Genomic DNA, 24,853 nt, shown 5'->3' with positions numbered 1-24,853 from the left:
AGCGCGTACGCGCGCGCTCACATCACTTCAACCGCGTTAAAAGCCGGATTGAACGCGGGAAAAAACCATGTTGGTAAACATGCCGATCTGAGAGCCGACGAAGGGCGCGGAAAGGCCGATTGCGACCATGACAGCAATGATCTTGGGAACGAATGTTAGGGTCGTTTCCTGGATCTGCGTCAGTGCCTGGATAAGCGCAATGATGATACCGACTGCCATGGCAGCCGATACCGCAGGACCGGATGCAATCAGGACAGTCCAGATCGCATTTTGCATGATGTCGAGAGCGTCGGCCTCATTCATTTCAGTCCGCTCGATCCAATCGGCGTCACGAAGCCGAATTGAGAAATCAAAATTTCAGTGACGCCGTTTCCGTCTGGATAGAGCGGTATATGATTCGCGACCAACCGTTAAGACGCGGTCGTTGCGGTATCAGCGATTTTGATGCCTGAGCCGATGACGATCGTACCACCAGTTGTCGTGGTCGCCGTAAGACCGTCAGACGTTACCTTCACCGAAGCAACGACGCCCGTCGTCTTTTCGTCCGCACTCGTCAATGTCTTGCCGATATAAGACGATGCGTTCGAAAGCGTATTGATAGAGATCAGGTTTTCAAGATTGGTGTTCGTCTTGATCGTCTGCTCGACCTGGGAGAAGGTCGCGAGCTGCGCGACCTGTTCACTGGCATCCATCGGATCCGTCGGATCCTGGTTCTTCATCTGGGCGATCAAAAGCTGCAGAAAGTTATCGTAGTCCAGTGTTGCGGCTTTCGAATCGGACTTGGAGGCCGCTGTCGTTGCTGCTGTCGTCGTCGCTGTAGTGCTTGTGACGCTGTCTACCATGGTGAGATTTCCCGTCTCAGTTCATTCACCACCGCAGGTGTGATTTCATGGCTGTTGAGAATGGCTTCTTCCTTCGCATAAAGGCCACGAATGGTCTTGAGCGCGTCAAAAGGACGGCCGGACGATACCGTTGCATCAATCCGCTTCAGTTCTGAGCGAATTTCTTCGTTCTTGAACGTTGTCAGCAACATGGTGATCGATTTGCGGAACAGCGAGAGTGATTGCTCCTTGCCTTCCGGGTTGATCAGCATCATCTGGACGATGAAATAGAGCTGCCGCAAAGGTGTCGTGGTGTCTTCGAGTTGAAGAACGTGATTTTCCAGAAGGAAGGTCACGTCATTGAGGAACTCCAGAGACACTTTCCTGTCAACGCGCAGAACAGCGCCGTTGATGAAGATTTTTTCCCCAGACTTCAAAGAGATGCGCAGCGTGCTTTTCATTTTAATCCATCCTTGATGATGGTTGTAACGTCGATTATGCCCTGATAATTCTTGGATTTACGTTTGCGAATGTGCTCGCACTCTCTAAGAATCCAGATAGCGATGGAAATCAGGTTGGCTTTCAGTTCAACGGGAAGCTCATTCTCAGGCTGCTTAAGGTCGTCGATAAGCCTGGTCCAAACGCGTCTCGTGTAAAAAATTGCTTCGATCCCGTCCTTGCCGTATTGATCGCGCTCTTTGGCGATGGCGAGAAGTTCAATCGACCTGTCGAGAACCTGTCTTTCTCTATCGCGGGCGATATTGGGGTCATCCTCCATTATCTCCGCATATGAAAACTGGAACATTCATCTTTCCTTCATGGTCTTAACTGCCACCTGTCATGGGTGTTTTCTGTTTTCACTAGAGATAGTTTACCAGGCTCAGGCCCTGTATTTTCGACGTGATCGAGTACGAGGTCTCGACCTGGTTCATAAGCTCGGTCAGACGGGTCGAGGCCTCATAGGTATCGACGCCAACAAGGTTGGTCAGTTGAGTGTCGATGATGGTCTTTTGAGAACTCATGTAGGTATTCGCCTTTTCCACTCGTTCCTGGGACAGGCCAATTTTCGAACGCTGGGTATCGATGCCGGAAATTGCAGAACCAGCGAGGCTCGTAGTCGTGTCATTGACGACGGATAGCGCACTTGCGCTCAATCCAGAGCTTACCAGCTGAGACGATATCACACCTGCGAGTACAAGGCTTTTGAAACCATCGGAATTGGCCGTGGTGGATGTAGATACGGTTTCCGAAGTACTAATACGGCTGCTCATGGTCGTCTCGGACGCACCTGTCCATGACGGCCAATCGAAGCTGTCCTGGTAGTCCGTCAGGAACGTTTTCATCTCGTCGGCGGTGACCGCAGACGGATCAGGAAACTGGGCCGAGAACTGAGCGTTGAAATCGTCGGCGATATCAGTGATGAACGTGTCACCCAGCGTCTGCGCGTCCGTGTTGATGCCGGAGAAGAGATATTCGCCGTTCACAGCCGTATTCGAATAGCTGACGAAATTTTCCAAAGTGGACATCGCCGTCGTCTTGGCAACGCTCAGGCTACTGGCATCGGTGTTGCCGCTGAGGGCAATGACCGAGTTCAAAAGGCTCTGCGCCGAGGCCGACATGTTTTCCATGGCGAGCTGAGAAGCATCCATTCGCTGCTCGGCGATGGAATTGGAATCCATGATAGACTGGAGACGGGCACTTTCACGCGTGTAATCCAGACTGGTGGATGTTCGCGTTCCAAGCTCCAGACCAACGTCTGCATAGGTGCCGGTCACGGCTTCCGTCTGCAATTTCGTGATTTCCGTCTGCGCATTGGTGACGGTCAACTGCATGGCATTGCTAATGGATTGTGAAGAAATGGGGGTGGTCTTCATATCAGTTCGCGGCCTCCATTAGCGTCTTCAAAAGCTCGTCAATCGTCGACATCAGTTTTGCGGCAGCCTTGTAGGATTGCTCGATATCCAGCATCTGGATCAGCTCCTCATCGAGGTTGACGCCTGTCGAGTTGGAATAGGCTTCGGTCGACTTGTTCAACATGGCCGACGAGCTTTCCGCAGCCGTCGTCGCGTTGCTACGATACTCTTCTACCCAACCGGCAGAGTCCGTGGCGAAACTCAGAAGGGTAACATTCGTGGATATCCCTGCCTTGGGATCGAATTCGACCTGCGTGTTGAGATTGGCAGCGTACTTATACAAAAGCTCAGAGTAACCGGTCGAACCATCGACATTTGGGCTATCGCCGGCAATGCTGCCGTCACGAAGCTTGGTCGGCGTCGCGGTGGCATCGGCTGAGACGCTGATCAAACCGGCCAGACCTGGAATGATCTCGGCAGTCGAAAAATCAACGTCCGAGCCATCCTTGGTCGTGAACAGTCCAGCGATTGCGTCGCCGTTACCGTCTGTTTCAGCGAAGGCACCCATGACGCTGCGCGCGATCTCATCCAACTGCGCCTGATAATTTGGGTAGACCTGATCACGCAGCTGTAAAAGTGCCGGAAGGCTGCCCTTAGCCGTCGTGTTGCTGCCCTCGCCCATCTTTACGGCGACGCCATCGATGTAGATGCTGCTACCGGTGGCGCTGGCGTCATAGGCATTCATCGAATCAAACGAGACTTTTCTCGCTGTCGTTTCGAACAGGGTCGTACCGTCGCTGGTGTAGATCGCGATGTCGTTATTCGAGCGAACCGCAGTCGAGATGCCGACGATCCCCGAAATCTGCTTGAGAATGCCTTCACGCTGGTCGAGCGCGTTGTTCGGATCGTTACCTGTGGCCGTCGCAGAGGTCACGGCATTGTTGGCCTGCTCGAATTGGGACAGGAGCTTGTTGAGTGTGCCGACGGTCGTGGCGATTTCACCATCAGCATCCGCTCTGAGCTGCTGAACTGACTGGGTCGATGTATTCAAGGAGTTCGCGACATCGGTCGCGGCGCTGATCGCCGCGGAGGCCAATGTCACATCGCTTGGTGACGCCGCATAGGTCTGCAAAGCGTCCTGAAAGGCAGCGAGATAAGTGGAGGGCGCTGCGGTATATTCGGTGCCACCCAAAACGACGCTGAGCGAGTTCATGCCATCGAGGAACGTCTGTCTGCCTGCGTCGTCGGATGTCGCCGACAGTGCCTGCTTCAAAAGCGCGGTATCTTCCGTACGTTCGATCTTGACCGTGATTGCGCCTGTTGTAGCATTCGTGGTCGTGATCGCAGTACGGCGATTGTAATCAGCGGTGCTGGCATTCGAAATGTTGTTCGAAAGGACACCGGTCTGAACAGCAGTGTTGCTCAGAGTTGCCTTTGTCGTATTAAGCGCCGAAGCAAGCGACATTCACCCGTCCTTTAAAACTGTTATCGTACCAAGTTGATAAGAGTTTCCATCAGATCGGAACCCGTCTGGAATACCTTGGAATTGGCTGTGTAGCTGCGTTGCGCCTGGATCATTTCCGTCAACTCGGTGGCGATATCCACGTTCGAAGACTCGAGCTGCTTGGAGGCGATCGTACCGAAACCTGTCTGTCCGGCGAAGCCGAGCGTCACGACGCCGGATTCTGCGCTGGTCTGGAAAACGTTTCCTGAAAGGACTGACAAGTTGTCCGGGCTTGCGACATCAGCCAGCGGGATCTGGAAAAGAGCGCGGGCAGAGGACTTGGCATAAGTTGCGTAGACAGTACCATCGGCAGTGATGGAGATGGATTGTACTTGCTCAGCCGGGTTACCGTTAACCTTGCCCTGCTCCATTGTCGAATTGGTTGCCGCGAACTGCGTCATGCCGGACAAGTCGATCGTAATGCTGGTGTCATTGTTCGGGTCGTCGATGACGATACTCGACAGATCAAAAGTCTTGGTGTCGACGTCGAAAGCCATCGGTTCACCAGCGACTAAGGGGTCTTGGGAATATGGGAAGGAGCCAGTGCTGGATGCATATTTCGCATCGTACACGCTAACTTCCCACTCGTTGTCTGCCGTCTTGGAAAAATAGAAATCATATTTGATTTCGTTGCCGAGAGCGTCATAACCGGTGACCGACGTCTTCAACGTGCTGATCTGATCGACAACCACGGTAGCGTCTTTATCACTCGGGAGGTTCGCCGCATCCACGATCGGAGCGGAATCGCTGAGGTTGCCCGTCAGCGAGCCGGAGGTCGAAGGCGTTGCCGTCATACCGTTGGCCGACACGTTGACTGGAACAAGACCGTCATAGCTGTTGATGACAGTCGTTGGTGTGGTGCCTGTGTACTCATAGCCGAGCAGTGTGAAGCCGGCACTGTTGACGAGGTTACCGCTGTCGTCAGCAGTAAACGAGCCGGAACGCGTCAGGAAGATATTACCGGCCGTATCTTGGACAACGAAAAAGCCATCACCATTGATCGCAAGGTCCGTCGACGATTGCGTGGCCACCGCCGCGCCCTGCTGGGAGATCGAGTACTTTACGTTGGTGTCGACGCCGCCGGAATTGTAGTTACCGCCACTGGAGGACAAGACGAGCGAAGAGAAAGCAGTCGATGCGCTCTTGTAGCCGGTCGTGCTGGAATTCGCGATGTTGTCGCCGACAGTGCCCAGCTTGTTTGATTGTGCATTCATGCCGGACACGGCAGTCTTCATCGTTCCAAAAAGGCTCATCTCGAATCCTCTGTTCTTATCTGTACCAAAGTTAGGATGTGGGCCTTGCGTGAGGCTGTCTGTTTTTCTCTCTGTTAGAAAAGCCGAAGAAAATAAAATTTATCGTGGAACCTTTTTCGAGACCTGCCGTTAGTGTTGAAATTAGACCACCTTGATTGTCGCCTCCGCCCAGGCGAAACGAACAACGCCGCACTCTTATGGAGATGCGGCGCGGGACTTGCAGAGTTGATTTCGGAATAAACTCAAATATTTAGAGGCGTATAGTTACGCCCAATCGATACAGTAACCAAGAAACCTTTTAGAATCGATCGGGTCGAAGCCAAGCTTCTTGCGCAGTTTCTTGCGCAGCTTGCTTATGTGGCTCTCAACAACGTTCTCTTCGACTTCCTCGTCGAAAATACCGTAGATAGCGTTGAAAATCTGTGCTTTCGAAACGCGACGTCCGCGGTTTGCGATTAAATACTCGAGAATGCGGCGCTCACGGCGCGGCAATGGGAAAACTTCGCCACTCACCTCTGGATCACGTCCATCCGAGAATACTCGGATCGGTCCAGCATCTGTGAAATGCGTGAGAACCGACAGGCGACGGCGAATAGCTGCCGCGCGAGCGAGTATTTCACGTGGATGTACCGGCTTGCGGACGACATCGTCCACGCCAGAGTCAAACAGCGCCAGGGTAGCATCCAAAGAATGATGGTCGCTGACCGCAATCACCGGTGCCTGAGAGCGATCACGAATGGCCCGCGGCAACTCGTGAGTTGCTTCCGCCTGACCGATCAGGAATGCCTCGATTGCCGCAATATCCGAGTCCGCCGCCGTGTTTACCCATTCGCCAAATTCAGCTGGATCAAATCCAGTTGAGGGAATTCCCTCGCGCCCAAAAAGGGCTGTGTACCCGTCCTTAACAAGCTTCCGCTCATCAACTACCACGATCATTCGTCCGCCTCCGAATCAGTGTAGCCAATCTACATGCTAGGGTGTACGAATCGCGGGAATCTCTCACAACTACAAAAAATCACAGACATTAATTAATAATTGATTAACCATATTGTCCCGATTTGATCTATATATAGTATGCCATTCCAAAATTAAGGATATTTTTTCGGGGGAAAAGTGCGAGTCAACCCACTTAGTGCTTGCCTTGCCTTTTTTGTCAGAATCTCGCCGCATTTGTTTGGGGGCTGATTAAGTGAACCATACTCAACTTTTGGTTGCTCAGCCCAAGCAAAAATTTCTCGCATTGGCAGTCCACTGACCGTACCCGGTGGCGATCAAATTGCTGATGACCCGGCAAACATAACGCTGTTGGGCGGGGTCATTATTGGGTCCCGCATGATATCTGGCGACCGCCATCGTCCATGTGTCATGACGATCATGGAGCCGTTTCAAGAACTGTGCGGCGTAAGCGACGTTCTTGGAGGGGTCGAACATTTCCGCAACGGAGTTGAATTCCGCACCGTGGAAATAAACGTTGATCTGCATACAACCGATGTCAATCAGCTTCGCGCCGCTCCGTTGGGCATCTTCGACCAAGCGGTAGGCAGCTGGCAGATTTTCGGGAAAATACGCTTTGCCTTCGATGTTGATGGCATAGGGGCTCAGAGAGCCCTTGCGTCCCGTTTCAGTCAGTCCGACCGAATAGAGAATACCTTCCGGTATCCCGTAGCGATCTGCCGCAGCATGTATTTGCCGTTCGCAATCGACCGTGTTGACCGGTTGAGAAGCCTCACAGGTAAACGTGGTCAGGACGAGCACTGGCAACGCGAGCAGGTACTTCAGGGCGTGAAACGCTTTCATGGCTGATGGTCTCCTCTCTGGCGTTGCTTCCCGGCTGCCGATAGAACTGTTCCTGTTGCTTCTCTTCATGGCCACGCTGGCCCTGTTGTGCACCCTGCTGGCCCGTATCCGCGGATTGGCGGTTATTGGTGCCGCTATCCTGGCGGTCCGCGCCGCTGGCAAGGGTTACTGTTACCTGTTCCACGGTAAAGCCCTGCGATTTCAGTGCATCCAGAATTCCAGAGCTGTCCTTTTGCAGCTCGCTATAGCCCTTGAGCGTGTGTGCGGTCAGTTGCACGCTGAGCTCATCTCCGACCAGTTTCATGGCAGCGGTAACGTGCCCCAGGTCCACGGGTGTCATCTGGATCTTCAAGACGTGGACGACCTGCCCTGTGCTTGAGATCATCGGAGAGTTACTTGTCTGACCCGACATGGCTGTGGCCCATTCCGGGTCAGTCGCCATCGCCGTCGTGATGCTTGCTGCGTTGGATGTCGGTGCCAATCCTACAAATCGTCTGCTTTCCACCACCTGCACAACATCGGCAACATCACCTGAAGCCTTCGATACGTCGACCTTCGTAGACCCATCCTCGCTGGTGTCGAAATGAAGATCGAGAGCCGACGCATCCTGCTTCTGCAATCGTACGACGGTTGAACTGGTCGTCGCGCTTTCATCGATCGGCTCACCACCAAGCGCCGCGCCTGACACGGTACCCAATGCGGAGTTTCCATCACCGCGGGCCGGAGGTGCGTTCTGCTGGGTGGTTTGCTCGATCGGCATCACTGTCGAAGCAAGCAGCGTCAAAAGATCGTTGTTCTGGCTGGAGGCCTCAGGCAAGGCAACATCCACATCATCTACGTCGTCGCCAGTTTCGACAGTGCTGTCCGTTTCAGAAGGTGCAGAGGAGGCAGATGTTTTACTCAATGCGGTGACAAGCTTCGCCAGATCGCTCATCACCGGCAGCGGCATGGTTTCATCCGTGGCTTCAAGGAGCGGCGCGACAGCGACCGGGCCAGCCTGCACGGCTTTGGCATTCTGAAGCCCATCGAACGGTGCGGGTATCGCCGTCTGTGTCGTTGGCGGAGCGACTGTAGCGTTCGTTGCCTCGAGAAAGATTCCCGGCGTGGTAATGGTCTTGTTGGCAGCCGCAGTCGGTGCAGCGGTGACAGGCGTCTCTGCGGTATCGGTCTGGGCAGCCGTTGCCGATTGTGCAGCGTCGACATTGCTATTTGCAGATTTGCTGGCCGGAGCCTGCTTGGAAGGAGCGGCCTTGTCGAGGGTATCGGAAAAGCCCGATCCTCCCCGCTTCGACGAACTATCTCTGTCCTGACGGCTTGCCTGACTGACAATCTCAGCATTACCGGGAATAGTCTTTAAGACATTCATTCTATCTCTCCTCCTGCTCCAGCAAGGAATCGATCTCGTTCAAACGAGCGCGGCTCTTGTCGAAGAATTCTCTCAAAGGTGCTCCAGCAACGGCCTGCCCTGACTGTTTCTGTGAGTCGGCATCATCATTACTGGCCTGCAAGACAGGCTTGCCATCATCTGCCAGGCCTGCCCCAATGCCTTCCGGCGGGCTTGCAGAGGCTGGCGCTCTCACGATTTGTTCGGCAATCGATCTGGCTGCATCACGAAGCGCAAGATCGCGCGAAGACAGTTCGTCGTTGGGTATGCTCGCCAGCGTCTCGCTGGCACTATGGACAGCACCGCTCGGAACGTCTGCCAGGCCGGAATACAGCGCCGACAAAGGTGCCCGCGAGGTATCGCCAGTCTGTGATGTCAGCGCTTTCGCCTCGTCCGTCGCAAAACGCGCTAGCTCGACCTGGCCTCGTAAGGAGGCCTGACGCGCGATGCGCAAATAGATTTCCTCAGCCCGTTCGGGATCCATCAAATCCGCGATTTCCGTGATGTTATCCTTGGAAACCGGCCCGAAGCTTTCGACAACGAAACTGACGAAGAGATCGGCGAACTGTGATGCGTAGGGCGAATGCAGAAATCTGACCGCATATTTTCGAACGTATTCGAGGGTCTTTTCGTGCTGCTTGGTCTGTATCATCGCGATGATTGATCGCCGCAACGCAGCCTCTTCGATAATCGTACCAGGTGCCGTGAGACGCGCATCATCGAAGAAAACAAGGGACGCCGCTGGATCTCTGGTGACGGCAATGTTGCCCGCGATCAGCATCAGATATGGCCCGAGAACACCCTTGCGATATTCGGGAAGAATATCGGTGATGATCTTTTCGACCTGCACGCCACGCCCGTTGAAATATTTCTGCAGAACGTTGATGACGCGGGAATCGAAATGTCCCTGAACGTCACGCGCAACAAGATAATCAAGCGTTTGCGGGTTGCCGCCACTCATGATGTAGGCGAGCGCCGCATCCGCATTTCGTGAATCTTCGAATATCGAAGTGTCGGCCGTTCTCAGGGTCGAATCGATGGTTTCCAGAAGATATTTCTGCATTTCCCGCGCAGAGTGATCGCCCATGACGACCGAGTCCTGAACGAACTGGAGAGATCGCAGGATTTTGGCCGGCGGCAGATCACTCTGAGCGTATCCGTAACTGGCGCTGGCCAGCCACGGAATACCCAGAAACAAGACAGCAATGCGGGTCGCTTTCATCATCCGCTGCCTCAACTATCCTCTAGCAATATTTCGATGCGACGGTTTGCACCATTCAGCGGATCGTCTGAAGTTTGCAGACGCCGGTCGGCAAAGCCGGACAATTGCTTGATGCGCGTCTCATCCAGACCTCCGCGAGACAACATGAAGTAAGCCGCGTGAGCGCGATCCATCGACAGCGTCCAGTTGTCTTTCCCGTCACTGCTGTAGGGCCGCGCATCCGTGTGCCCGCGAATGACGACAGCACCTTTCTGCTTGCTCAGAACCTGGCCGATTTTTTCCATGGCCAGCACGAGATCTTTTTGCGGCACGGCAGAGCCGATACCGAACATGGCGGTATTGGCCTTTTCAGAAATCGTGATCAGGGTTCCGCCTTCTGCCGGTGTGACGACGATGCCTTCGGCCAGTTTGCCAGCAACACCGGAGACCTGCTGGGCAATCTCGTCGCGCAATTCCTCCGTCGTCTTTTCCTGTGCGGCAGCTGCTGTCGATTTTGCAGAAGCGTCTGTTTTCCCAACCTTCGTCTTGCTTTGTTTCGAAGACGGTTCGCCTATCTCATCGACCGAGCCCGGATCGACCTTTTGCGCCTTGACATCCGTGGCCTTCAATGGAGCCGGCGGTTCGCTGTCATTGATCACACTGGCCATGTCCTGTGGAACAGCCACTGCTTTCGAATCTGTCTTCTTCTGCGCTTTTTCAGGCAGAGCCGTATCCTGGATCGCTATGCCGCCCTGATCGGGGCGCACGTCAACCTGCTTGCTCCAGAAGTCCGGATCGAACGGGTCGCGATAGGCCTCACCACCGGACGCGCCGGTCGATGGACCGGAATTGCTGGCACCGCCCTCGCCCTTGGCGCTGACATTGGCCTGCTGTCCGACTTCCTGCGCGATTTCAGCCAGAACCGCGTAAGGGTTCTCGAAAAACGCGGCTTCGGAATAGGCCGTCTTGTCGCCCGAAGATGAGGTCATGTCGTCACCGCTGGCAGCAGCAGCGGCATCAAAGGACTTTTCGGCTTTGGTATCGGATTTTTGCTGCGAATCCTCGCCCTTCGCCGTCTTTGCGGGCTGCTTCATTCCCTTGTCGGCGGGCTTCTCGTCCGTCAGCTTGATCGGATTGAAATAGCTTGCCACGGAAGCCTTGGTTTCCTCGTTTGCAGCATTGACCAGCCACATCACGAGGAAGAAGGCCATCATAGCGGTCATGAAGTCTGCAAAGGCGATTTTCCAGGCACCGCCGTGCGAGCCTTCGTGACCGCCTTTATGGCGTTTAACGATGATGATTTCATTTTTGCCGTGATGGTGATTTTCGCCTTCACTCATCAGCCAAACCCCGTGCGTTCTGGAAGAACTCCGCCAGTCTCGTCATCAAGACTGAGCTATCCAGTTGAACTTTAATATCAATATCGTCTGATTCGTCGTAATCGACCTGATTGTCGACCGGGCCCAAATCGTCGCGGATTTTGGACAAGAGATGCTCTGGACCGGTGATCTTGATCGTCCCAGCATACCCGCCTTCAATCTCACGAATGATCTCGGCCGAAATATCTGCGGCAGTCGTTTTCGCGAGTTCCCGCTCCATCACCAAGGCGAACAGGCGAAAACAGGCGGCCTCGACATTTCCGGCAATCGCCTGCTTCATGGAGATGACAGAGGTCGCGAGATGCGTTGCGATCTCATCCTCGTAGCGGTTCTGCATCGCCTCCAGCTCTTTGCTGTGAAGGGCGCGCAGTGCTTCCAGTTCAGCCTCTTGACTGAGAAGCTGTTCCCGTTTGCCCGCTTCTTGCCCTTCGGCAAAAGCTTTGCGCTTTTCCTCATCGAGATCGATGGCGATTTCGGGTTCCGGCAGCCAGGCACTTTCAAAGGAGGACACGGATGTCTCGGGCTCGAATACGCTTGGTGCTTCAGGCGGCGGGACGAACTGGCTGAAGTCCTTGAGATATTTCGCTAGCGCTCCGCTCATAGCCACACCTCGCCCAATATCGCGCTTGTCTTTTCTATGGAGAAGAGAATCATGAAATAATCCAAGGCATTTAGATACAGCCAGCGGAGCGACGTCGCACTTTCCGTGAGAGCGCGAAAACCCGGTAGCAATTCAGTGTCCGAAAGTAGCGGTTCAAACTTGTGCGAGGATGAACCCCACCGCACATCAGCCAAAGAGAGTCGCTATGCTCTTGCGATGGTTGTTCGCCATGGACACCACCTCCACCGCCAAATCACGCTGGGTCTTGTATGCCGTCAACTTGGTCGATTCCTCTTCCATGTCGGCGTCGACCAGGCGGCTCACGCTTTTATCCATGGAATCTTTCAGCGAACTGACAAAAGTTGTCTGTTGGTCCATACGGTTCGACATCGTACCGAGAGAGCCTCCCAGTTCATTCAGCTTTTTCTGCACTTGGCCAACGACATAAACCATGTCATCCAGTTCATCATTCGTCGTCGTGTCAGAAACGGCGATTTCCGTACCAGTAACTCCAGTCGCTGATCCCGCATTCAGGAGATAGTATTCTCGCGCGGGAGAGGCGACATCGGCGTTACGCGCACTGGCGTCAACGCCTGCGGTAAGCAATCCTCTGCTTGCATCGCTGGTATCCACCAATGTGGTCTGGGTGGTATCGACGCTCAGATATTGCAAGGAAATGGCGCCAGACACATCCTTATGAAATGAAAACGGCACGGACTTGGTGTCGGGAAGCTGTTCTGCGGTGTTGTATATCCAATTGTCGCCCGAGAAACTGGCGGCCTGCGACACGGACTGAAGGTTGTTTTTCAGCGCACTGATCGCGCCGTTGATTTGTCCTCTGTCCGCACCCGGCTCATATGCCGTCGTCAATTGCGTCATGATCTGATCGACCACACCGATCAGAGACGTCACCGCTTCGTAGGCTGTATCGGCCTTGGATGCGCCAAGATTGAGGGCATCGCCAACGCTCGTCAAAACGTTTGAATCCGACTTGATGTTTGTGGCCGTCGACCAGTACCCGGAATTATCCGCCGCAGACGCTATCTTGTAGCCGGACGTAACGCGTTCCTGCGTCTTCTGCAGGGTGTCATCGCTAAACAAAAGCGTCTGAAGTGCACTCTGCACGGTGCCGGAGGAGATGATCTTGGTCATGGTACCTACATTGGGCAGGGAGTAATAGGACATGCCAGATTATCTGGCGAAAGCCGCGCTCTCATCATGAAGAGACATAGGTGCGAAGCGATATGATCGCTGCATGGCTTAGGGTTAACGAAATGCGAACCCCGTTACAAGCTATATACAAGCCCAAGCTATAGCGAAACTTGCGTGATGGGGCCGGTGACACGCTATTGCGTCTTGACTGACCACCAACATGAAAAAACCGCGCCTCCTTTTCAGAGGGCGCGGTTCTGATCTTGAAAAGATATATTTTACTGCTGGAAGAGCGACATGATGTTGGAGGCGCTGGAGTTTGCAATCGAGAGCGATTGGATCGCCAACTGCTGCTGTGTCTGGAGTGCCGATAGCTTGGCCGATTCCTCTTCCATGTCAGCGTCGACCAGACGGCTCACACCTGCCTCGATCGCATCCGACAGCTTGGCAGAATAAGAGTCCTGCAAATCGATACGGGTCTGAAGCGCGCCGATGGCTGCCGCAGAGTCCGTCAGTCCGCTCATCGCGGTTTCGACGATGTCCATGAAGGCATCGATGTCGCCCTGCGTCGAAGCACTGGTCAGCTGCACGCTCATGATGCTGCCGAGGATACCTTCTTCGCCCACACCGTCGGCATTGATGGTACCGAACATGGCGTAGGAACCGATGTTGAATTTCGCCGTGGTGACGCTCACACCGCCATCGGAGGTGCGGATAAAGCCATCGACAACGCTTGCTTGCGTCGTGTCACCGGCCACCATCCAGTTTTCACCGGAGAACGAAGCCCCCTGGGCGATAGCGGAAAGCTGTTCCTGGAGCTTGCCGATTTCCAGCTGGATTTGGTCTTTGTCTGTCGATTCTTCGGAGGCGGTGACAAGCTTTGCCTTGATATTGTCAACGGCGCTGATCGCGCTTTCCATGGCCGCATAGGCGGTATCGACCTTGGCAGCACCAACACCCAAAGCGTCCGAAGCGGCATTCAGCGCTTTATTGTCGGAGTTCATCGTGGTGGAAATGGACCAATAAGCTACGTTGTCTTTCGCCTGGGCGACGCGGTAACCGGACGAAACGCGGTCCTGTGTGCCGGAAAGATCTGAATTAATCGAGCGCAGCGTCTGAAGAGCAGACATTGCAGAGGTGTTTGTCAAAATACTGGTCATCTTCAGGGCGCCCCTTTGGCAATTCTTTAAGAAGAGACATTCCGGTCAAGGCCGGGAAACGCAGCAGGCAGCTTCATGCTTACCGACCTAAAATGTTCGGTGCGCTGTTTCGATGACCACAGAAAACAGGTTTATGGTTAACAAAGGTTTAATCGTAGGGGTTTTTTTACCTACATGAATAGAAGATTAAGGCCGAAAATTACCGTTAAACTCAAATAACATATTGTTAATAATAAGGAATTCTCAATTCTCTTCTCGTTAATTTTCCAAAAAAAAAGCCGCGCAAAAGCGCGGCTTTTTCGTTCAATTTGAAAATCATTAACCTCTGAAGAGGGTCATGATGTTCTGCGAAGAAGAGTTGGCAATCGACAGCGATTGGACGGCCAGCTGCTGCTGGGTCTGAAGAGCCGAAAGACGTGCAGATTCTTCTTCCATGTCGGCGTCGACCAGACGGCTTACGCCGGCTTCGATCGCATCGCTCAACTTGCTGGAATAGTCATCCTGCATGTCGATACGCGAAGAAAGAGCACCGAGAGCAGCTGCACCGTCCGTCAGGCCATCCAGAGCGGTCTGAACAGTCGTGAGGAAGGCATCGATTTCGCCCTGTGTCGATACGCTTGTGAGAGCGATTGTCATGACGGCAGACAGAATGCCACCGCTGCCAACGCCATCAGCGATGGTCGAGAACATTGCGTAGGAACCGGCGTTGAAGGTAGCCGTCGTAACCTTGACCGAGCCAACGGAGTCACGGATAAAGCCGTCAACAACAGTTGTCTGGGAGGCTGTGTCACCCTGAATCGCCCAGTTTTCACCGTTGAACGAAGCGGCCTGGCCGATAGCCGTCAGCTGTTCCTGCAACTTGGTGATTTCAAGCTGAACCTGATCTTTGTCGACAGATGTTTCGCTGGCGGTTGTCAGCTTCGCTTTAATTTCGTTGACGACGTCGATCGAGCTGTCCATGGCGGCATAGGCAGTATCAACCTTGGCAGCACCAACGCCCAGAGCATCCGTCGCAGCGTTGAGCGCTTTGTTGTCGGAGTTCATCGTCGTGGAAATCGACCAGTAGGCGACGTTATCAGCAGCTTTGCCAACCTTTTGACCGGACGAAACGCGGTCCTGTGTCGTGGAAAGGTCGGAATTGATTGTGCGGAGAGTCTGCAAAGCAGACATGGCAGATGTGTTAGTCAAGATACTGGTCATAGTATTAATTGCCCCTTTGGCAAGTATAGTTGAAGGGACATTCCGGGTTCACCGGTGAACAACGATCAGCGTCATGCCTGCCGAATACTATAGTTAACTTCCGGCCGTCGTTTCGATAACCCGATCTAACATCATTAAGGTTAAGGACTTCCAAACATTGTATAAAAATTTAGTTAATTTCTAAATAAAATGAGTAATACTTTGTTAACGAACCAAACGCAAAAGGCCGGACCTCGCGGTCCGGCCAGTTTTTTTAGTTGTCGTAATCGTCTTAACGGAACAGAGAAATAATGTTCGAAGACGAAGAGTTGGCGATGGACAGCGACTGGATGGCCAGCTGCTGCTGTGTCTGGAGAGCCGACAGCTTTGCCGATTCTTCTTCCATGTCAGCGTCGACCAGACGGCTGATACCAGCTTCCATGGCATCGCTCAGCTTGCTGGAATACTCGTCCTGGAGGTCGATACGTGTCGAAAGAGCACCGAGAGCAGCTGCACCCTTCGTCAGCGAGCCGAGTGCAGTTTCAACCGTGGTCAGGAACGCGTCGATCTGGCCCTGCGTCGATACGCTTGTGAGAGCGATTGTCATGACGGCAGACAGAATGCCACCGCTGCCAACGCCATCAGCGATGGTCGAGAACATGGCATAGGAACCAGAGTCGAAGGTCGCTGTTGTAACCTTGACCGCGCCAGTTGTGTTGCGAATGAAGCCGTCAACAACGGTCGTCTTCGAGCTGTCGGAAGACTGAACAGCCCAGTTTTCACCGTTGAACGAAGCGGCCTGACCGATAGCTGTCAGCTGTTCCTGCAACTTGGTGATTTCGAGCTGAACCTGCTCTTTGTCGACGGATGTTTCGCTGGCGGTTGTCAGCTTTGCCTTGATTTCGTTGACGACGTCAATCGAGCTGTCCATGGCCGCGTAGGCTGTATCTACCTTGGCCGCGCCAACGCCGAGTGCGTCAGTTGCTGCGCCGAGTGCCTTGTTGTCGGACTTCATCGTGGTCGAGATGGACCAGTATGCAGCACCGTCGGAAGCGTCGCCGATTTTCAGGCCGGTGGAAACGCGATCCTGGGTCTTGCCGAGGTCGTTATTGATGCTACGCAAAGTCTGGAGAGCAGAGCTGGCGCTGGAATTGAAGTTGATGCTAGACATAAGTTGCCCCTTAAAACGCGGTACAAGAGAGGGACATGCCGGATTACGAGTACCGGCGCGAACGGTTCGGCATCATGCCACTCGGTTCCGTTTTCTACTGGACACCAAACCCGCCACGCAGGATCAAAATGCGCGGCAAGCATTTCCAAGTTCTTAATTTCAGGGATATCCCCAGACCCGTCGATTTTGTTGGTTAATGTTGCGCAAATGGCCGGAGACAGGGGTTAACCACAATGAAGCAGGCACCGCGCAAGCAGACCTGTTTCAAGCAAGGTTCGTGCAGTATCTATCAAAACTCTAAATCGCCAAGATCTGCGTCCGTCACGGGCTAGCGTCCCAAAACAAAGACGGCAAGAGGATAGAACGAGACAAATGTTAAACGAAATCAGCTATTCCGCCGCATCGAAACATTTCAAGACGGGCCAATACACGGAGGCTCTTTCGACGCTGAACCAGCTGATCGACACAAAACGCGATGCGCGCACCTATGCGTTGCTGGCGAAAACGTGTTTACGGATCGGAATGCCTGAACAGGCCGCGACGTCTTACGAGCTCGCATATCAACAGGACGGTATGGATGCCGAAAGCTATCTCGTCGAAAGCATCAAACTCTACTTCGACTGCGGACAAAAAGACAAAGCGCTCGCGCTGTCCAACAAGCTGATCCACAAATTCCACAAATACCCCGATATCACCTATATCGTCGGCACGATCCTGCTGGAACGCGGCGAGCCGCGTATTGCGCGCGCCCTGAAAAGCATCCTGATGAAAAGCGACGCCATCGAGCACGTCAAGCTCGGCGCGCGGATCGCTATCACGACCTGGGATTTGTTCGATCCGAAGGACATCGAGACCGCTCGTCTGCTTTTGGCGAAGTTGCCACGCCAGCAGGCCGTTCGCCTGATGTATCTTGTGTTCTGCCGCGAACACAGCAAGTTCGATGCGATCGAAAAGCACCAGCCCATCATCGATGCAGCCGTTGCCTCTGGAGAGACGTCCTTCATCTCGCTCGATGGCACGTTCTTCAATATCCATTGGAGCGATAACGAACACATCAACCAGCTGGCGCGCAGCAATACCCCAGCCTTCACACCAGAGATGACCGCCAAACGGCATCAGCTGCCGCATGCGTGGGGACAGAAGATCCGGATCGGCTACCTCTCTTCCGACTTGTTCGACAAACACGCCACCATGAAGCTTATTCGTCGGGTTCTTGAACTGCACGACCGGGACCGCTTTGAGGTCACCTTGTTTTGCCACTCAGATCCGGATCTGTTGAAGACAAACCAGGCCGACCGCACCTTGTGGGGCAATGTCGTCACCATCAGAGACATGACCAACGACGAGGCACTCGCCGAAATCAAGGCGCGTAACATCGATATCCTCGTTGACCTGAAAGGTCACACGGCTGGCAACCGCACGGCCATTCTCAACATGGGTGCAGCTCCCGTGCAGGTCGCGTGGATCGGCTTTCCGGGGTCGACAGTCAATGTCGATCTGGACTACGTCATCGGCGACCATCACGTGCTGCCAGACAGTTCAAAGCCCCATTACTACGAAAAATTCGTCCGCCTGCCGGACAGCTATCAGCCCAACGATCCCATCAATCGACCCCTTGCGAAACAGATCAGTCGTGGCGATGTCGGTCTGCCAGAAGACGCTTTCGTTTTCGCGTCGTTCAATGCAAACCGTAAGATCACGCCACGCACTGTGGAGCTCTGGTGTGACATCCTGAAGCGCGCACCCAACAGCGTGATCTGGATTCTACACAACAGCCAGGATAGCAAGACGAATATCGTTACCAAGTTCATCGCCATGGGCATTCCTGCAAAGCGCGTCTTCTTCATGGGCAAGCTGGAGTTTGAACTTCACCTCAATCGTATCACCGTCGCTGATCTCGGGCTCGATACGTTCCCGGTCAACGGACATACGACGACCTCGGAGCAGCTTTGGTCCGGCCTGCCGGTTCTGACGATAAAGGGCACGAATTTCGCATCGCGCGTCAGCGAAAGCCTGCTCCACGCGATCGGGACACCGGAATTGATTGCCGAAAACGAAGCCGCTTATGTGGATCAGGCCGTTGCCCATGCTCTGGACCCATCACAGCTCAAGGAAATCCGCGCCCGCATCGATGCGAACCGCTTCACCAGCCCGCTCTTCGACGCAGAACGCTACTGCCGTCATCTCGAGGCTGCCTATGAGACGATGAGCAAGCAGGCAAAAGCAGGCAAGGCACCCGATCACTTCGATGTGCCAACCCTGCCCGCACGCACCGAGCCTTTCCTCGTCAGATAAACCGACGCAGTGACCTGAAAATCAAACACGGTTTTCAGGTCACGACCTGACTACGAAATGATCAGATAGTGCGCGCCAAACCGGGTAGCGACCTTCGCTTTAATGAATGTAGCCCATACGGATAGCCTTCGCGATCGCTTGGATTCGGTTGACCGAATCGAGCTTTATGGTAGCCGAGCCGAGATAGGCATTGACGGTGTGAACCGATAAGCCGAGCTTGACAGCGATTTCCTCACTGATGCGCCCATCGCCCGCAAGTTGAAGGCAGGCGACTTCTCGTTCGCTCAGCGATTCCGCAGGCGTCACGCGACGCTCATCAAGTGCGAGCAGATCGACCATGATTTCAGTGCATTTGATGTGCTGCTCAAGAACCATTTCATTGTCCAGCAGCAGATTCCCACCACAGAACACCACATACCCGTTGCCAATCGTTCCCAGGCGCGCAGGAAGAGCCAGTCCGGCATAGGAGAGATCATCGTTGACGAGCCTGACCATGAGTGCGGGAACGTCGGGTATCTCTGCGAAACCCGAACCGTTTTCGCTCTTCCAGGTTACTGGCAGCAGCGAGCGCTCCATATGGTCGAGCAGTCGCTCTCCCATGGATTGGACGAGACGGGCGCTTTGCTCATTAGCGTTGATGCCCCAATTCTCTATCTCGCAGAACAGTTTCCGTTTGTTTGGAAACCCCGAGGCGACAGCACGCAGGACCACAAAGTTCTTCGCACCGAGAATGCGCTGTATCGCGACCAGTTTGGGAAAAAGATCAGAGCGGCTGGTGGAGGCATTTGCACGGGCGGAACCGGCATATTCGCCGTTTGATGCCTCGGATTCCTTATAATAGCCCATCCCACGCGCCCTCATACGAGATTATTTCGAACCGCATAGGCAATGGCCTCGGAGCGGGTCTTGGTTGCCGTCTTACGCATGACGCTGGTGATGTAGTTATTGATGGTATTGCGGGAAATTCCAAGGATCGTTGCCATTTCGTCGCTGGTCTTGCCTTCGGCAATCCAGAAGAGGCATTCGAGTTCACGCTCGGTCAAATCGATGTCTCGCTCAACCCGAGATTCGGCGATAATGCCAGAGCTTGCAAAATAACCCGCCAGCATCGCCGCTTCGCGCAGGCGATCATCCACCGGTACGCCATCTTCCACAAACAGCAAAAGCAGCGAAAAACGAACCCGGCCGACACAGAAGGTCAAGGCGCAATATTTCCGATCGACGCCATGGGGAATGACAGCATCGTCAGGCAGAAACAGCATACGCGGCTTGAGAAGCGCCAGGCATTTTTCCATCTCGCTGACGCGGTTCTGATTGTTGGTCAGCTCCGCACCCAGCCTTCGCACGAGATCGAATGGCCAATCGGATGTGATGATGAAATTGAGGCCGGCTTCCTGAAGAAGATCTTCCCGCGCCAGAAGATAGTGCGACGCGCCAGCAAAGGTCGCAAGCATTTCCACCGCAGCTGTAACGTTACCGTCAGTCGCCGCAATTGAAATGTTTCGAATGAGTTGATCGCGCGGCAATAGCTTCACCGACCTATCAAACGGCGCGGCTGACAGCCTGCGAACATCAACATCCACCTTCAATAGCCTACGCCCTCTTACTCTCCTGATCGGAGATTATTTAACCGGGATGGAAATCATTTCCATTCAGAACACAATCACAGTCTGTGGCTTGCATATCTGGCGACCGAATCATTTCATTTTAGGAAAAGCTACAGGGAAAACCATTCGTAGTCGAAGGCATCCCCGCATTTATCTCCTGATCATACCACGAAAGCATATTGATGTTATCGATCTCGCACAGAGTTGATTTCAACTATTCCAACGTAAATTGTCGATTTGATGAACAAATTGTAAATTTCGTTCCAAATCAGACCATGTGCGCCAGTGTGATGCAAGAGATAAAACGGAAGAAGGCCGGTGCTGGACCGGCCTTCGTGTTCAAGCTGCTTTTTCGATTGCCCACTTGCGCAGGATTTTGGCGGCGCGCTCTTCGCTGATTTCCACCATGCGGGAAAGGCGACGTTCCGGCCCTTCGCGAACCCGGCGGTTGAAATCGCCGCTGTCGCCATCGCCCGAGAGAAGATCGTCTGTGCTGTCGAAGCCGAAGTCCGCGCCGAAGCCATCCATAAGGCCACCACCCGCGCTTGCTCCGCCCATGCCGGGAGAGAAGTCCGGCAGTTCGAGACCAGCTGCATCCTGACCAAGTTCCGCTGTCGAAGAGGCGCTTCCGCCGGACATGGAGCGAACGATGGGGCGGACACCGAGCCAGACCACGAGGAAGGCGACGACGACGAAGGCAAGCGAGTTGATGATGCCGGCAGAGTTGCGGCTCATCACTTCCATGAAGCCCGGGCCAGCCACTGCCTGATCGAGAAGCTGAGTTTCCAGGAAGTCCATGGCCGTGATCGTCACGACGTCACCACGATCGGTCGAGATACCGGCAGCGGACGCCACGATCTTCTGCATTTCGGCAAGATAGGCATCGACCTTGGCCTGATCGGACGGTTCGCCGATCATTTTCGCAAGACGGCCCTTATTGACGACGACGGCAATTGAAATCTTGTCGACGGTGTAGCCATTGCGAACAGTGGCGGTTGTCTTCGAGTTGATTTCGTAGTTGGTCTGTTCTTCCTTCTTAGCCGTCTCATCAGAAGACTTCGGACCGCCGCCACCGCCCTGTGGGGCCGCCTGTGGAACGTTCTGCTCTACGGTCGCAGCCGAATCCGGCGTGGTTTCCTGAGACTTCTGATCTTCCTTGGTGGTGCGGACGGACCGTTCGACGCGCGATTCGGGATCGAAAACGGTCTCCTGAATCTGCTGGCTATCAGTGTTCAGCTCTGCCGTGACAGTGGAGCGGAAGTTGTCCATGCCGAGAAATGGGGCCAGCGCCTTGTCGATCTTGGTTTCGAGTTCCTGCTGCACGTTCTGTGCGAGCGTGAGGGAGCGGTTCAATGCGCCGTTCCCGACATCGTCGCCAGATGCGAGCAGTTGACCGGTGGAGTCGAGCAGCGTCACGTCATCGACCTCAAGGCCGGGAACAGCCGAAGCGACGAGGTGGCGAATAGAGGATGCGGCCTTGCGGCCCGCCGCGGCGCTGGCGCGGATCATGACGGATGCGGTCGGCTTCTGCTCTCCACGGCGAAAATTACCGACATCCGGCATGACGATGTGTACGCGTGCAGCGGCAACACCATCGATCTGCTGGATAGAACGGCCAATTTCGCCCTCGAGGGCGCGAACGCGGGTGACTTCCTGCATGAAGGATGTGAGACCCAGCGAACCGACATTGTCGAAAAGCTCGTAACCGGCATTGGCGCTATCGGGCAGTCCGCGTTCCGCAAGCAGAAGACGAGCCTTGCTTGTCATGCCAACGGGCACCTGAAGGCTGGTACCATCGGCTCCCACCTGGAAATCAACATTCGACTCGGCCAGAGCGATACTGATCTTGTTCAGATCCATGGTCTCAAGGCCGACATAAAGTGTCTCATAGGCAGGTTTGTTCACATAGAGCGCGGCTGCAAGAATGATCGCCATGGACAGAACGCCCACACCACCCAGCACCAAAAGCCGCGTCTGGCCAAGAGCCGCGATATTTTTTAAAACCTGAGGGAATTGATTTAACAGATTCATTCTGTCCCGCACCGTCGTTCAAAGAGTCCAGAAACCTTTTGGTCCCAATACCTCACTAGACGGCGAAGCTTGCGCGAGCGTTTCCCTCAAGGCTTTAAAGAGAAGTCGCTCGCGCCTCGGATCAAGCGGCGATGTAGACCGAAATGATCGACGATACCTGGGCTGGCGTCAGAGAGCCCATATGCGTGTTCAAAAGCGTATCGATCTGCTGGCTGGACAGGCTGACGAGCGTGTCCGTCGACAACCCGGCAACACCGGAAGAGCTGAAGGCCGCGATATCCGCCGTCGAGAATTTAGAGATATTCTCCTTCGAGATGGCCGCGACTTGCGTCGAGGTCAACGCGCCGACCTGCTGAGGCGTCAGTGCCTCACTCTGGCCCGTGGTCAGAACCGCGATGACGCTTGTCGATAGACCGGAAACAGCACTCGTACTCAGAGCGATGATATCTTCCGTCGAAAACAGGGCGATATCTTCCGTTCCCAGCGCAGCAGCCTGAATGGCGTTCAACGCATTGAGCTGCTTCGTGGACAAGGTGTCTACCTGCACGGTGCTCAGCGCGACGATCTGGTTGTAACCCAGCCCGCCGACCTGTCCCGGCGTCAGCACGCTGATATCGCTTGTCGTCAACGCGGCGATGATGGCCGTGGACAGTCCTCTGATCGAACCCGACGCGATGGCGGCGATATCCGCTGTTGAGAAGGTCGACATGCCCTCAGTGGTCAGACCCGCCAGACCGTCCGCGCTCAACGCTGCGATCTGGGTTGTCGTGAAGCTGTCGAGCTGATCCTTCGTCAGAGCGGCGACCTGCTTGCTCGTCAAGCCGGAGATGCCCGCAGTTCCCATCGCTGCCAATTCCGTGGCGGACAGAGCCGCAATGAAATCCGTCGGCAAACCACTGACGGCCAGGGAGCTGATCGCAGCGATCTGCGCGGAGCTGAGTGTATCCAGCTCTTCTGCGGTCAGCCCGGAAACAGCAGTGGAGGTCAATGCAGCCACCTGTGCGGTTGACAGGTTATGCAGTTGCTCCAGGCTCAATGCGCCCACCTGGCCACTCGACAGCCCCGCAATGCCGGCTGTGCTGATGGCTGCAATCTGGCTTGTCGAAAGAGCGGCAATATCACCGGTTTCCAGAGCCGCGACTTGCTGTGACGTGAACGCTCCGACCTGCGTCGGAGACAAGACGCTGATCTGATCGACAGTCAGTGCGACAACCTGCGCCGTCGAGAGGCCCGAAATACCGAGTGAGCTCAACGACGAGATGGTCTCGGTGGGAAGCGAAGCCAGCGTCGCCGTTGAAATGCCCGTTATGGCTCCGGCACTGATGGCGGCGAGGTCCGCTGTCGAGAACGTCTTGAGGTCATCCAGACCCAACGCTGCCAGTTGCTTGGAGCCGAGTGCCGCCACCTGATCACTGGTGAACGCTTCCACTTGGTCTGTACTCAAAGCAGCGATCTGACCGCTCGTCAGCCCCGAAACGCCGGAGGTGCTCAAAATGGCAATTCTGCTCGTGGACATGGCGGCGATTGCTGACGTCGACATTCCCTGAATGACGTGGGAGGGCAGCGCCGCCAGATCATCGGTCGATAGCACGTCGATGTCGTCATTCCCGAGCGCCGACAGCTGCGTCGAGGTCAAAGCCGCCACCTGTGTCGGGGTCAAGGCTTCTACCTGGTCGGTCGATAGAATATCGATCTGGGCTGTCGAAAGACCGGCTATGGCTGCGCTGCTCAGCGCCATAACCTGCGCCGTCGAGAGTATCTTAGCGCCTGCCGTTCCAAGCGCAGCAACCTGTTTGGAGCCGAGTGCGGCGACCTGCGCGGTGCTCAGAACTTCCAATTGTGCCGTCGTCAACGCCGCGATCTGCGCGGTAGAAAGACCGGAGATACTCGCTGTTCCAAGAACGGCGACCCGTTCTGTTGCGAGACCCGCAATCGTCGTCGTCGAAAGCCCTTGAATGGCACTAGACGACAATGCCGCCAGTTCCGCAGTTGAAAACGCGCCAAGATCATCGGCACCCAGAGCGCTCACCTGTGCGGAGGTGAGAACTGCCACCTGCGTCGTGTTGAGGGCTTCGATCTGGGATACAGACAATTTCGCAATTTGGTCCGTTGAAAGACCAGCGATACCTGCCGTGCTCAATGCCGCGATTTGCCCGGTCGAAAGCGCCACCGCCCCCGTCGTCCCAAGTGCGGCAATCTGTTTCGAACTCAGCGAGGCGACTTGCGCCGTCGTCAACGCTTGCACCTTGTCAGGCGTCAAAGATGCGATCTGGTCTGTGGACAGGCCGGATACGCTGGCAGTCCCAAGCACCGCTATGCGGTCTGCAGAAAGTCCGGCAAGGGTTGAGGATGAAAGACCCTGAATTGCGCTCGAACTCAATACCGCGAGTTCGGCCGTCGAAAATACGCCAAGGTCGGCAGCATCCAGTCCCGCCACCTGCGTGGAGGTCAAGACGGCCACCTGC

The 24,853-nt window shown here is 54.7% G+C and carries 23 protein-coding genes; 2 read left to right on the top strand and 21 right to left on the bottom strand.

Annotated elements, in window-relative coordinates:
- Nucleotides 1–36: 36 nt before the first annotated feature.
- The 17 genes from fliQ to DSM25558_RS02695 form a co-directional block, all read right to left on the bottom strand.
- Nucleotides 37–303 carry a flagellar biosynthesis protein FliQ gene (gene fliQ, locus DSM25558_RS02780; RefSeq protein ID WP_067648679.1) on the bottom strand — a complete coding sequence of 89 codons (267 nt, stop codon included), beginning with the start codon at nucleotides 301–303 and terminating at the stop codon, nucleotides 37–39.
- 107 nt (nucleotides 304–410) lie between these two features.
- Nucleotides 411–842, bottom strand: a complete 432-nt coding sequence (gene flgD, locus DSM25558_RS02775) for a flagellar hook assembly protein FlgD (RefSeq protein WP_077101595.1) — start codon at nucleotides 840–842, stop codon at nucleotides 411–413.
- Entirely contained in the window at nucleotides 836–1,282 is a 447-nt protein-coding gene (flbT, locus tag DSM25558_RS02770; protein ID WP_077101593.1) for a flagellar biosynthesis repressor FlbT, read from the bottom strand. The genes flgD and flbT overlap by 7 nt, the downstream gene beginning before the upstream one ends.
- On the bottom strand, nucleotides 1,279–1,626 hold the full coding sequence (flaF, locus tag DSM25558_RS02765) for a flagellar biosynthesis regulator FlaF (protein ID WP_077101591.1): 348 nt from the start codon (nucleotides 1,624–1,626) through the stop codon (nucleotides 1,279–1,281). Before flaF ends, flbT begins: the two co-directional genes overlap by 4 nt.
- A 55-nt stretch (nucleotides 1,627–1,681) precedes the next feature.
- Nucleotides 1,682–2,695 (bottom strand): flagellar hook-associated family protein, encoded by a 1,014-nt coding sequence (locus DSM25558_RS02760; protein WP_077101589.1) that lies wholly within the window; start codon nucleotides 2,693–2,695, stop codon nucleotides 1,682–1,684.
- Nucleotide 2,696: 1 nt separating this feature from the next.
- Nucleotides 2,697–4,139, bottom strand: a complete 1,443-nt coding sequence (gene flgK, locus DSM25558_RS02755) for a flagellar hook-associated protein FlgK (protein WP_077101587.1) — start codon at nucleotides 4,137–4,139, stop codon at nucleotides 2,697–2,699.
- A 20-nt stretch (nucleotides 4,140–4,159) separates the two neighbouring features.
- Nucleotides 4,160–5,431: a flagellar hook protein FlgE gene (locus DSM25558_RS02750; RefSeq protein ID WP_077101585.1), complete on the bottom strand. Its 1,272-nt coding sequence runs from the start codon at nucleotides 5,429–5,431 to the stop codon at nucleotides 4,160–4,162.
- 264 nt (nucleotides 5,432–5,695) lie between these two features.
- Nucleotides 5,696–6,367 (bottom strand): response regulator transcription factor, encoded by a 672-nt coding sequence (locus tag DSM25558_RS02745; RefSeq protein WP_077101584.1) that lies wholly within the window; start codon nucleotides 6,365–6,367, stop codon nucleotides 5,696–5,698.
- A 279-nt stretch (nucleotides 6,368–6,646) separates the two neighbouring features.
- Nucleotides 6,647–7,228 carry a transglycosylase SLT domain-containing protein gene (locus DSM25558_RS02740; protein ID WP_077101583.1) on the bottom strand — a complete coding sequence of 194 codons (582 nt, stop codon included), beginning with the start codon at nucleotides 7,226–7,228 and terminating at the stop codon, nucleotides 6,647–6,649.
- Complete coding sequence (locus DSM25558_RS02735) at nucleotides 7,158–8,594, bottom strand: flagellar hook-length control protein FliK (RefSeq protein ID WP_077101581.1); 1,437 nt, start codon at nucleotides 8,592–8,594, stop codon at nucleotides 7,158–7,160. Before DSM25558_RS02735 ends, DSM25558_RS02740 begins: the two co-directional genes overlap by 71 nt.
- 1 nt (nucleotide 8,595) lies before the next feature.
- A complete protein-coding gene (locus tag DSM25558_RS02730) occupies nucleotides 8,596–9,837 on the bottom strand; it encodes a chemotaxis protein (protein WP_077101579.1) in 1,242 nt (413 codons plus the stop codon).
- 8 nt (nucleotides 9,838–9,845) lie between these two features.
- Complete coding sequence (locus DSM25558_RS02725; protein ID WP_077101577.1) at nucleotides 9,846–11,153, bottom strand: MotB family protein; 1,308 nt, start codon at nucleotides 11,151–11,153, stop codon at nucleotides 9,846–9,848.
- Nucleotides 11,146–11,793, bottom strand: coding sequence for a hypothetical protein (locus DSM25558_RS02720; RefSeq protein WP_077101575.1), 648 nt, complete (start codon nucleotides 11,791–11,793; stop codon nucleotides 11,146–11,148). The genes DSM25558_RS02725 and DSM25558_RS02720 overlap by 8 nt, the downstream gene beginning before the upstream one ends.
- Nucleotides 11,794–11,979: 186 nt before the next feature.
- Entirely contained in the window at nucleotides 11,980–12,945 is a 966-nt protein-coding gene (locus DSM25558_RS02710) for a flagellin N-terminal helical domain-containing protein (RefSeq protein ID WP_077101873.1), read from the bottom strand.
- A gap of 278 nt (nucleotides 12,946–13,223) precedes the next feature.
- A complete protein-coding gene (locus DSM25558_RS02705; protein WP_077101571.1) occupies nucleotides 13,224–14,105 on the bottom strand; it encodes a flagellin N-terminal helical domain-containing protein in 882 nt (293 codons plus the stop codon).
- Nucleotides 14,106–14,423: 318 nt separating this feature from the next.
- The gene (locus DSM25558_RS02700) at nucleotides 14,424–15,305 is read right to left on the bottom strand and encodes a flagellin N-terminal helical domain-containing protein (protein WP_077101569.1); all 882 of its coding nucleotides are present in this window, start codon (nucleotides 15,303–15,305) and stop codon (nucleotides 14,424–14,426) included.
- 271 nt (nucleotides 15,306–15,576) lie between these two features.
- The gene (locus DSM25558_RS02695; protein ID WP_077101567.1) at nucleotides 15,577–16,455 is read right to left on the bottom strand and encodes a flagellin N-terminal helical domain-containing protein; all 879 of its coding nucleotides are present in this window, start codon (nucleotides 16,453–16,455) and stop codon (nucleotides 15,577–15,579) included.
- 35 nt (nucleotides 16,456–16,490) lie between these two features.
- Between DSM25558_RS02695 and DSM25558_RS28760 the strand changes: the two genes are divergently transcribed.
- A complete protein-coding gene (locus DSM25558_RS28760; RefSeq protein WP_159442473.1) occupies nucleotides 16,491–16,652 on the top strand; it encodes a hypothetical protein in 162 nt (53 codons plus the stop codon).
- A 175-nt stretch (nucleotides 16,653–16,827) separates the two neighbouring features.
- On the top strand, nucleotides 16,828–18,750 hold the full coding sequence (locus DSM25558_RS02690) for an O-linked N-acetylglucosamine transferase, SPINDLY family protein (protein WP_077101565.1): 1,923 nt from the start codon (nucleotides 16,828–16,830) through the stop codon (nucleotides 18,748–18,750).
- A gap of 99 nt (nucleotides 18,751–18,849) precedes the next feature.
- On the opposite strand, the gene visR is transcribed toward DSM25558_RS02690, so the two are convergent.
- The 4 genes from visR to DSM25558_RS29195 form a co-directional block, all read right to left on the bottom strand.
- Nucleotides 18,850–19,596, bottom strand: coding sequence for a transcriptional regulator VisR (gene visR / locus DSM25558_RS02685; protein WP_077101563.1), 747 nt, complete (start codon nucleotides 19,594–19,596; stop codon nucleotides 18,850–18,852).
- An 11-nt stretch (nucleotides 19,597–19,607) separates the two neighbouring features.
- Nucleotides 19,608–20,339 (bottom strand): transcriptional regulator VisN, encoded by a 732-nt coding sequence (visN, locus tag DSM25558_RS02680; RefSeq protein WP_077101561.1) that lies wholly within the window; start codon nucleotides 20,337–20,339, stop codon nucleotides 19,608–19,610.
- 357 nt (nucleotides 20,340–20,696) lie between these two features.
- Nucleotides 20,697–22,388, bottom strand: coding sequence for a flagellar basal-body MS-ring/collar protein FliF (gene fliF, locus DSM25558_RS02675; protein ID WP_077101559.1), 1,692 nt, complete (start codon nucleotides 22,386–22,388; stop codon nucleotides 20,697–20,699).
- Nucleotides 22,389–22,509: 121 nt separating this feature from the next.
- On the bottom strand, nucleotides 22,510–24,840 hold the full coding sequence (locus DSM25558_RS29195) for a beta strand repeat-containing protein (protein WP_244554095.1): 2,331 nt from the start codon (nucleotides 24,838–24,840) through the stop codon (nucleotides 22,510–22,512).
- Nucleotides 24,841–24,853 lie beyond the last annotated feature (13 nt).

The organism is Agrobacterium sp. DSM 25558 (genome assembly GCF_900100825.1).
Lineage (GTDB): Bacteria > Pseudomonadota > Alphaproteobacteria > Rhizobiales > Rhizobiaceae > Agrobacterium.
The sequence above is the reverse complement of the archived record's forward strand: the minus strand, read 5'-3'. Positions and strand labels throughout refer to the sequence as shown.

Bases quoted from the DNA above. Each gene is read 5' to 3' on its own strand.
- fliQ (WP_067648679.1), bottom strand. From the start codon at position 303: ATGAATGAGGCCGACGCTCTCGACATCATGCAAAATGCGATCTGGACT.
- flgD (WP_077101595.1), bottom strand. From the start codon at position 842: ATGGTAGACAGCGTCACAAGCACTACAGCGACGACGACAGCAGCAACG.
- flbT (WP_077101593.1), bottom strand. From the start codon at position 1,282: ATGAAAAGCACGCTGCGCATCTCTTTGAAGTCTGGGGAAAAAATCTTC.
- flaF (WP_077101591.1), bottom strand. From the start codon at position 1,626: ATGTTCCAGTTTTCATATGCGGAGATAATGGAGGATGACCCCAATATC.
- DSM25558_RS02760 (WP_077101589.1), bottom strand. From the start codon at position 2,695: ATGAAGACCACCCCCATTTCTTCACAATCCATTAGCAATGCCATGCAG.
- flgK (WP_077101587.1), bottom strand. From the start codon at position 4,139: ATGTCGCTTGCTTCGGCGCTTAATACGACAAAGGCAACTCTGAGCAAC.
- DSM25558_RS02750 (WP_077101585.1), bottom strand. From the start codon at position 5,431: ATGAGCCTTTTTGGAACGATGAAGACTGCCGTGTCCGGCATGAATGCA.
- DSM25558_RS02745 (WP_077101584.1), bottom strand. From the start codon at position 6,367: ATGATCGTGGTAGTTGATGAGCGGAAGCTTGTTAAGGACGGGTACACA.
- DSM25558_RS02740 (WP_077101583.1), bottom strand. From the start codon at position 7,228: ATGAAAGCGTTTCACGCCCTGAAGTACCTGCTCGCGTTGCCAGTGCTC.
- DSM25558_RS02735 (WP_077101581.1), bottom strand. From the start codon at position 8,594: ATGAATGTCTTAAAGACTATTCCCGGTAATGCTGAGATTGTCAGTCAG.
- DSM25558_RS02730 (WP_077101579.1), bottom strand. From the start codon at position 9,837: ATGATGAAAGCGACCCGCATTGCTGTCTTGTTTCTGGGTATTCCGTGG.
- DSM25558_RS02725 (WP_077101577.1), bottom strand. From the start codon at position 11,153: ATGAGTGAAGGCGAAAATCACCATCACGGCAAAAATGAAATCATCATC.
- DSM25558_RS02720 (WP_077101575.1), bottom strand. From the start codon at position 11,793: ATGAGCGGAGCGCTAGCGAAATATCTCAAGGACTTCAGCCAGTTCGTC.
- DSM25558_RS02710 (WP_077101873.1), bottom strand. From the start codon at position 12,945: ATGACCAAGATCATCTCCTCCGGCACCGTGCAGAGTGCACTTCAGACG.
- DSM25558_RS02705 (WP_077101571.1), bottom strand. From the start codon at position 14,105: ATGACCAGTATTTTGACAAACACCTCTGCAATGTCTGCTCTTCAGACG.
- DSM25558_RS02700 (WP_077101569.1), bottom strand. From the start codon at position 15,305: ATGACCAGTATCTTGACTAACACATCTGCCATGTCTGCTTTGCAGACT.
- DSM25558_RS02695 (WP_077101567.1), bottom strand. From the start codon at position 16,455: ATGTCTAGCATCAACTTCAATTCCAGCGCCAGCTCTGCTCTCCAGACT.
- DSM25558_RS28760 (WP_159442473.1), top strand. From the start codon at position 16,491: ATGCCGGATTACGAGTACCGGCGCGAACGGTTCGGCATCATGCCACTC.
- DSM25558_RS02690 (WP_077101565.1), top strand. From the start codon at position 16,828: ATGTTAAACGAAATCAGCTATTCCGCCGCATCGAAACATTTCAAGACG.
- visR (WP_077101563.1), bottom strand. From the start codon at position 19,596: ATGGGCTATTATAAGGAATCCGAGGCATCAAACGGCGAATATGCCGGT.
- fliF (WP_077101559.1), bottom strand. From the start codon at position 22,388: ATGAATCTGTTAAATCAATTCCCTCAGGTTTTAAAAAATATCGCGGCT.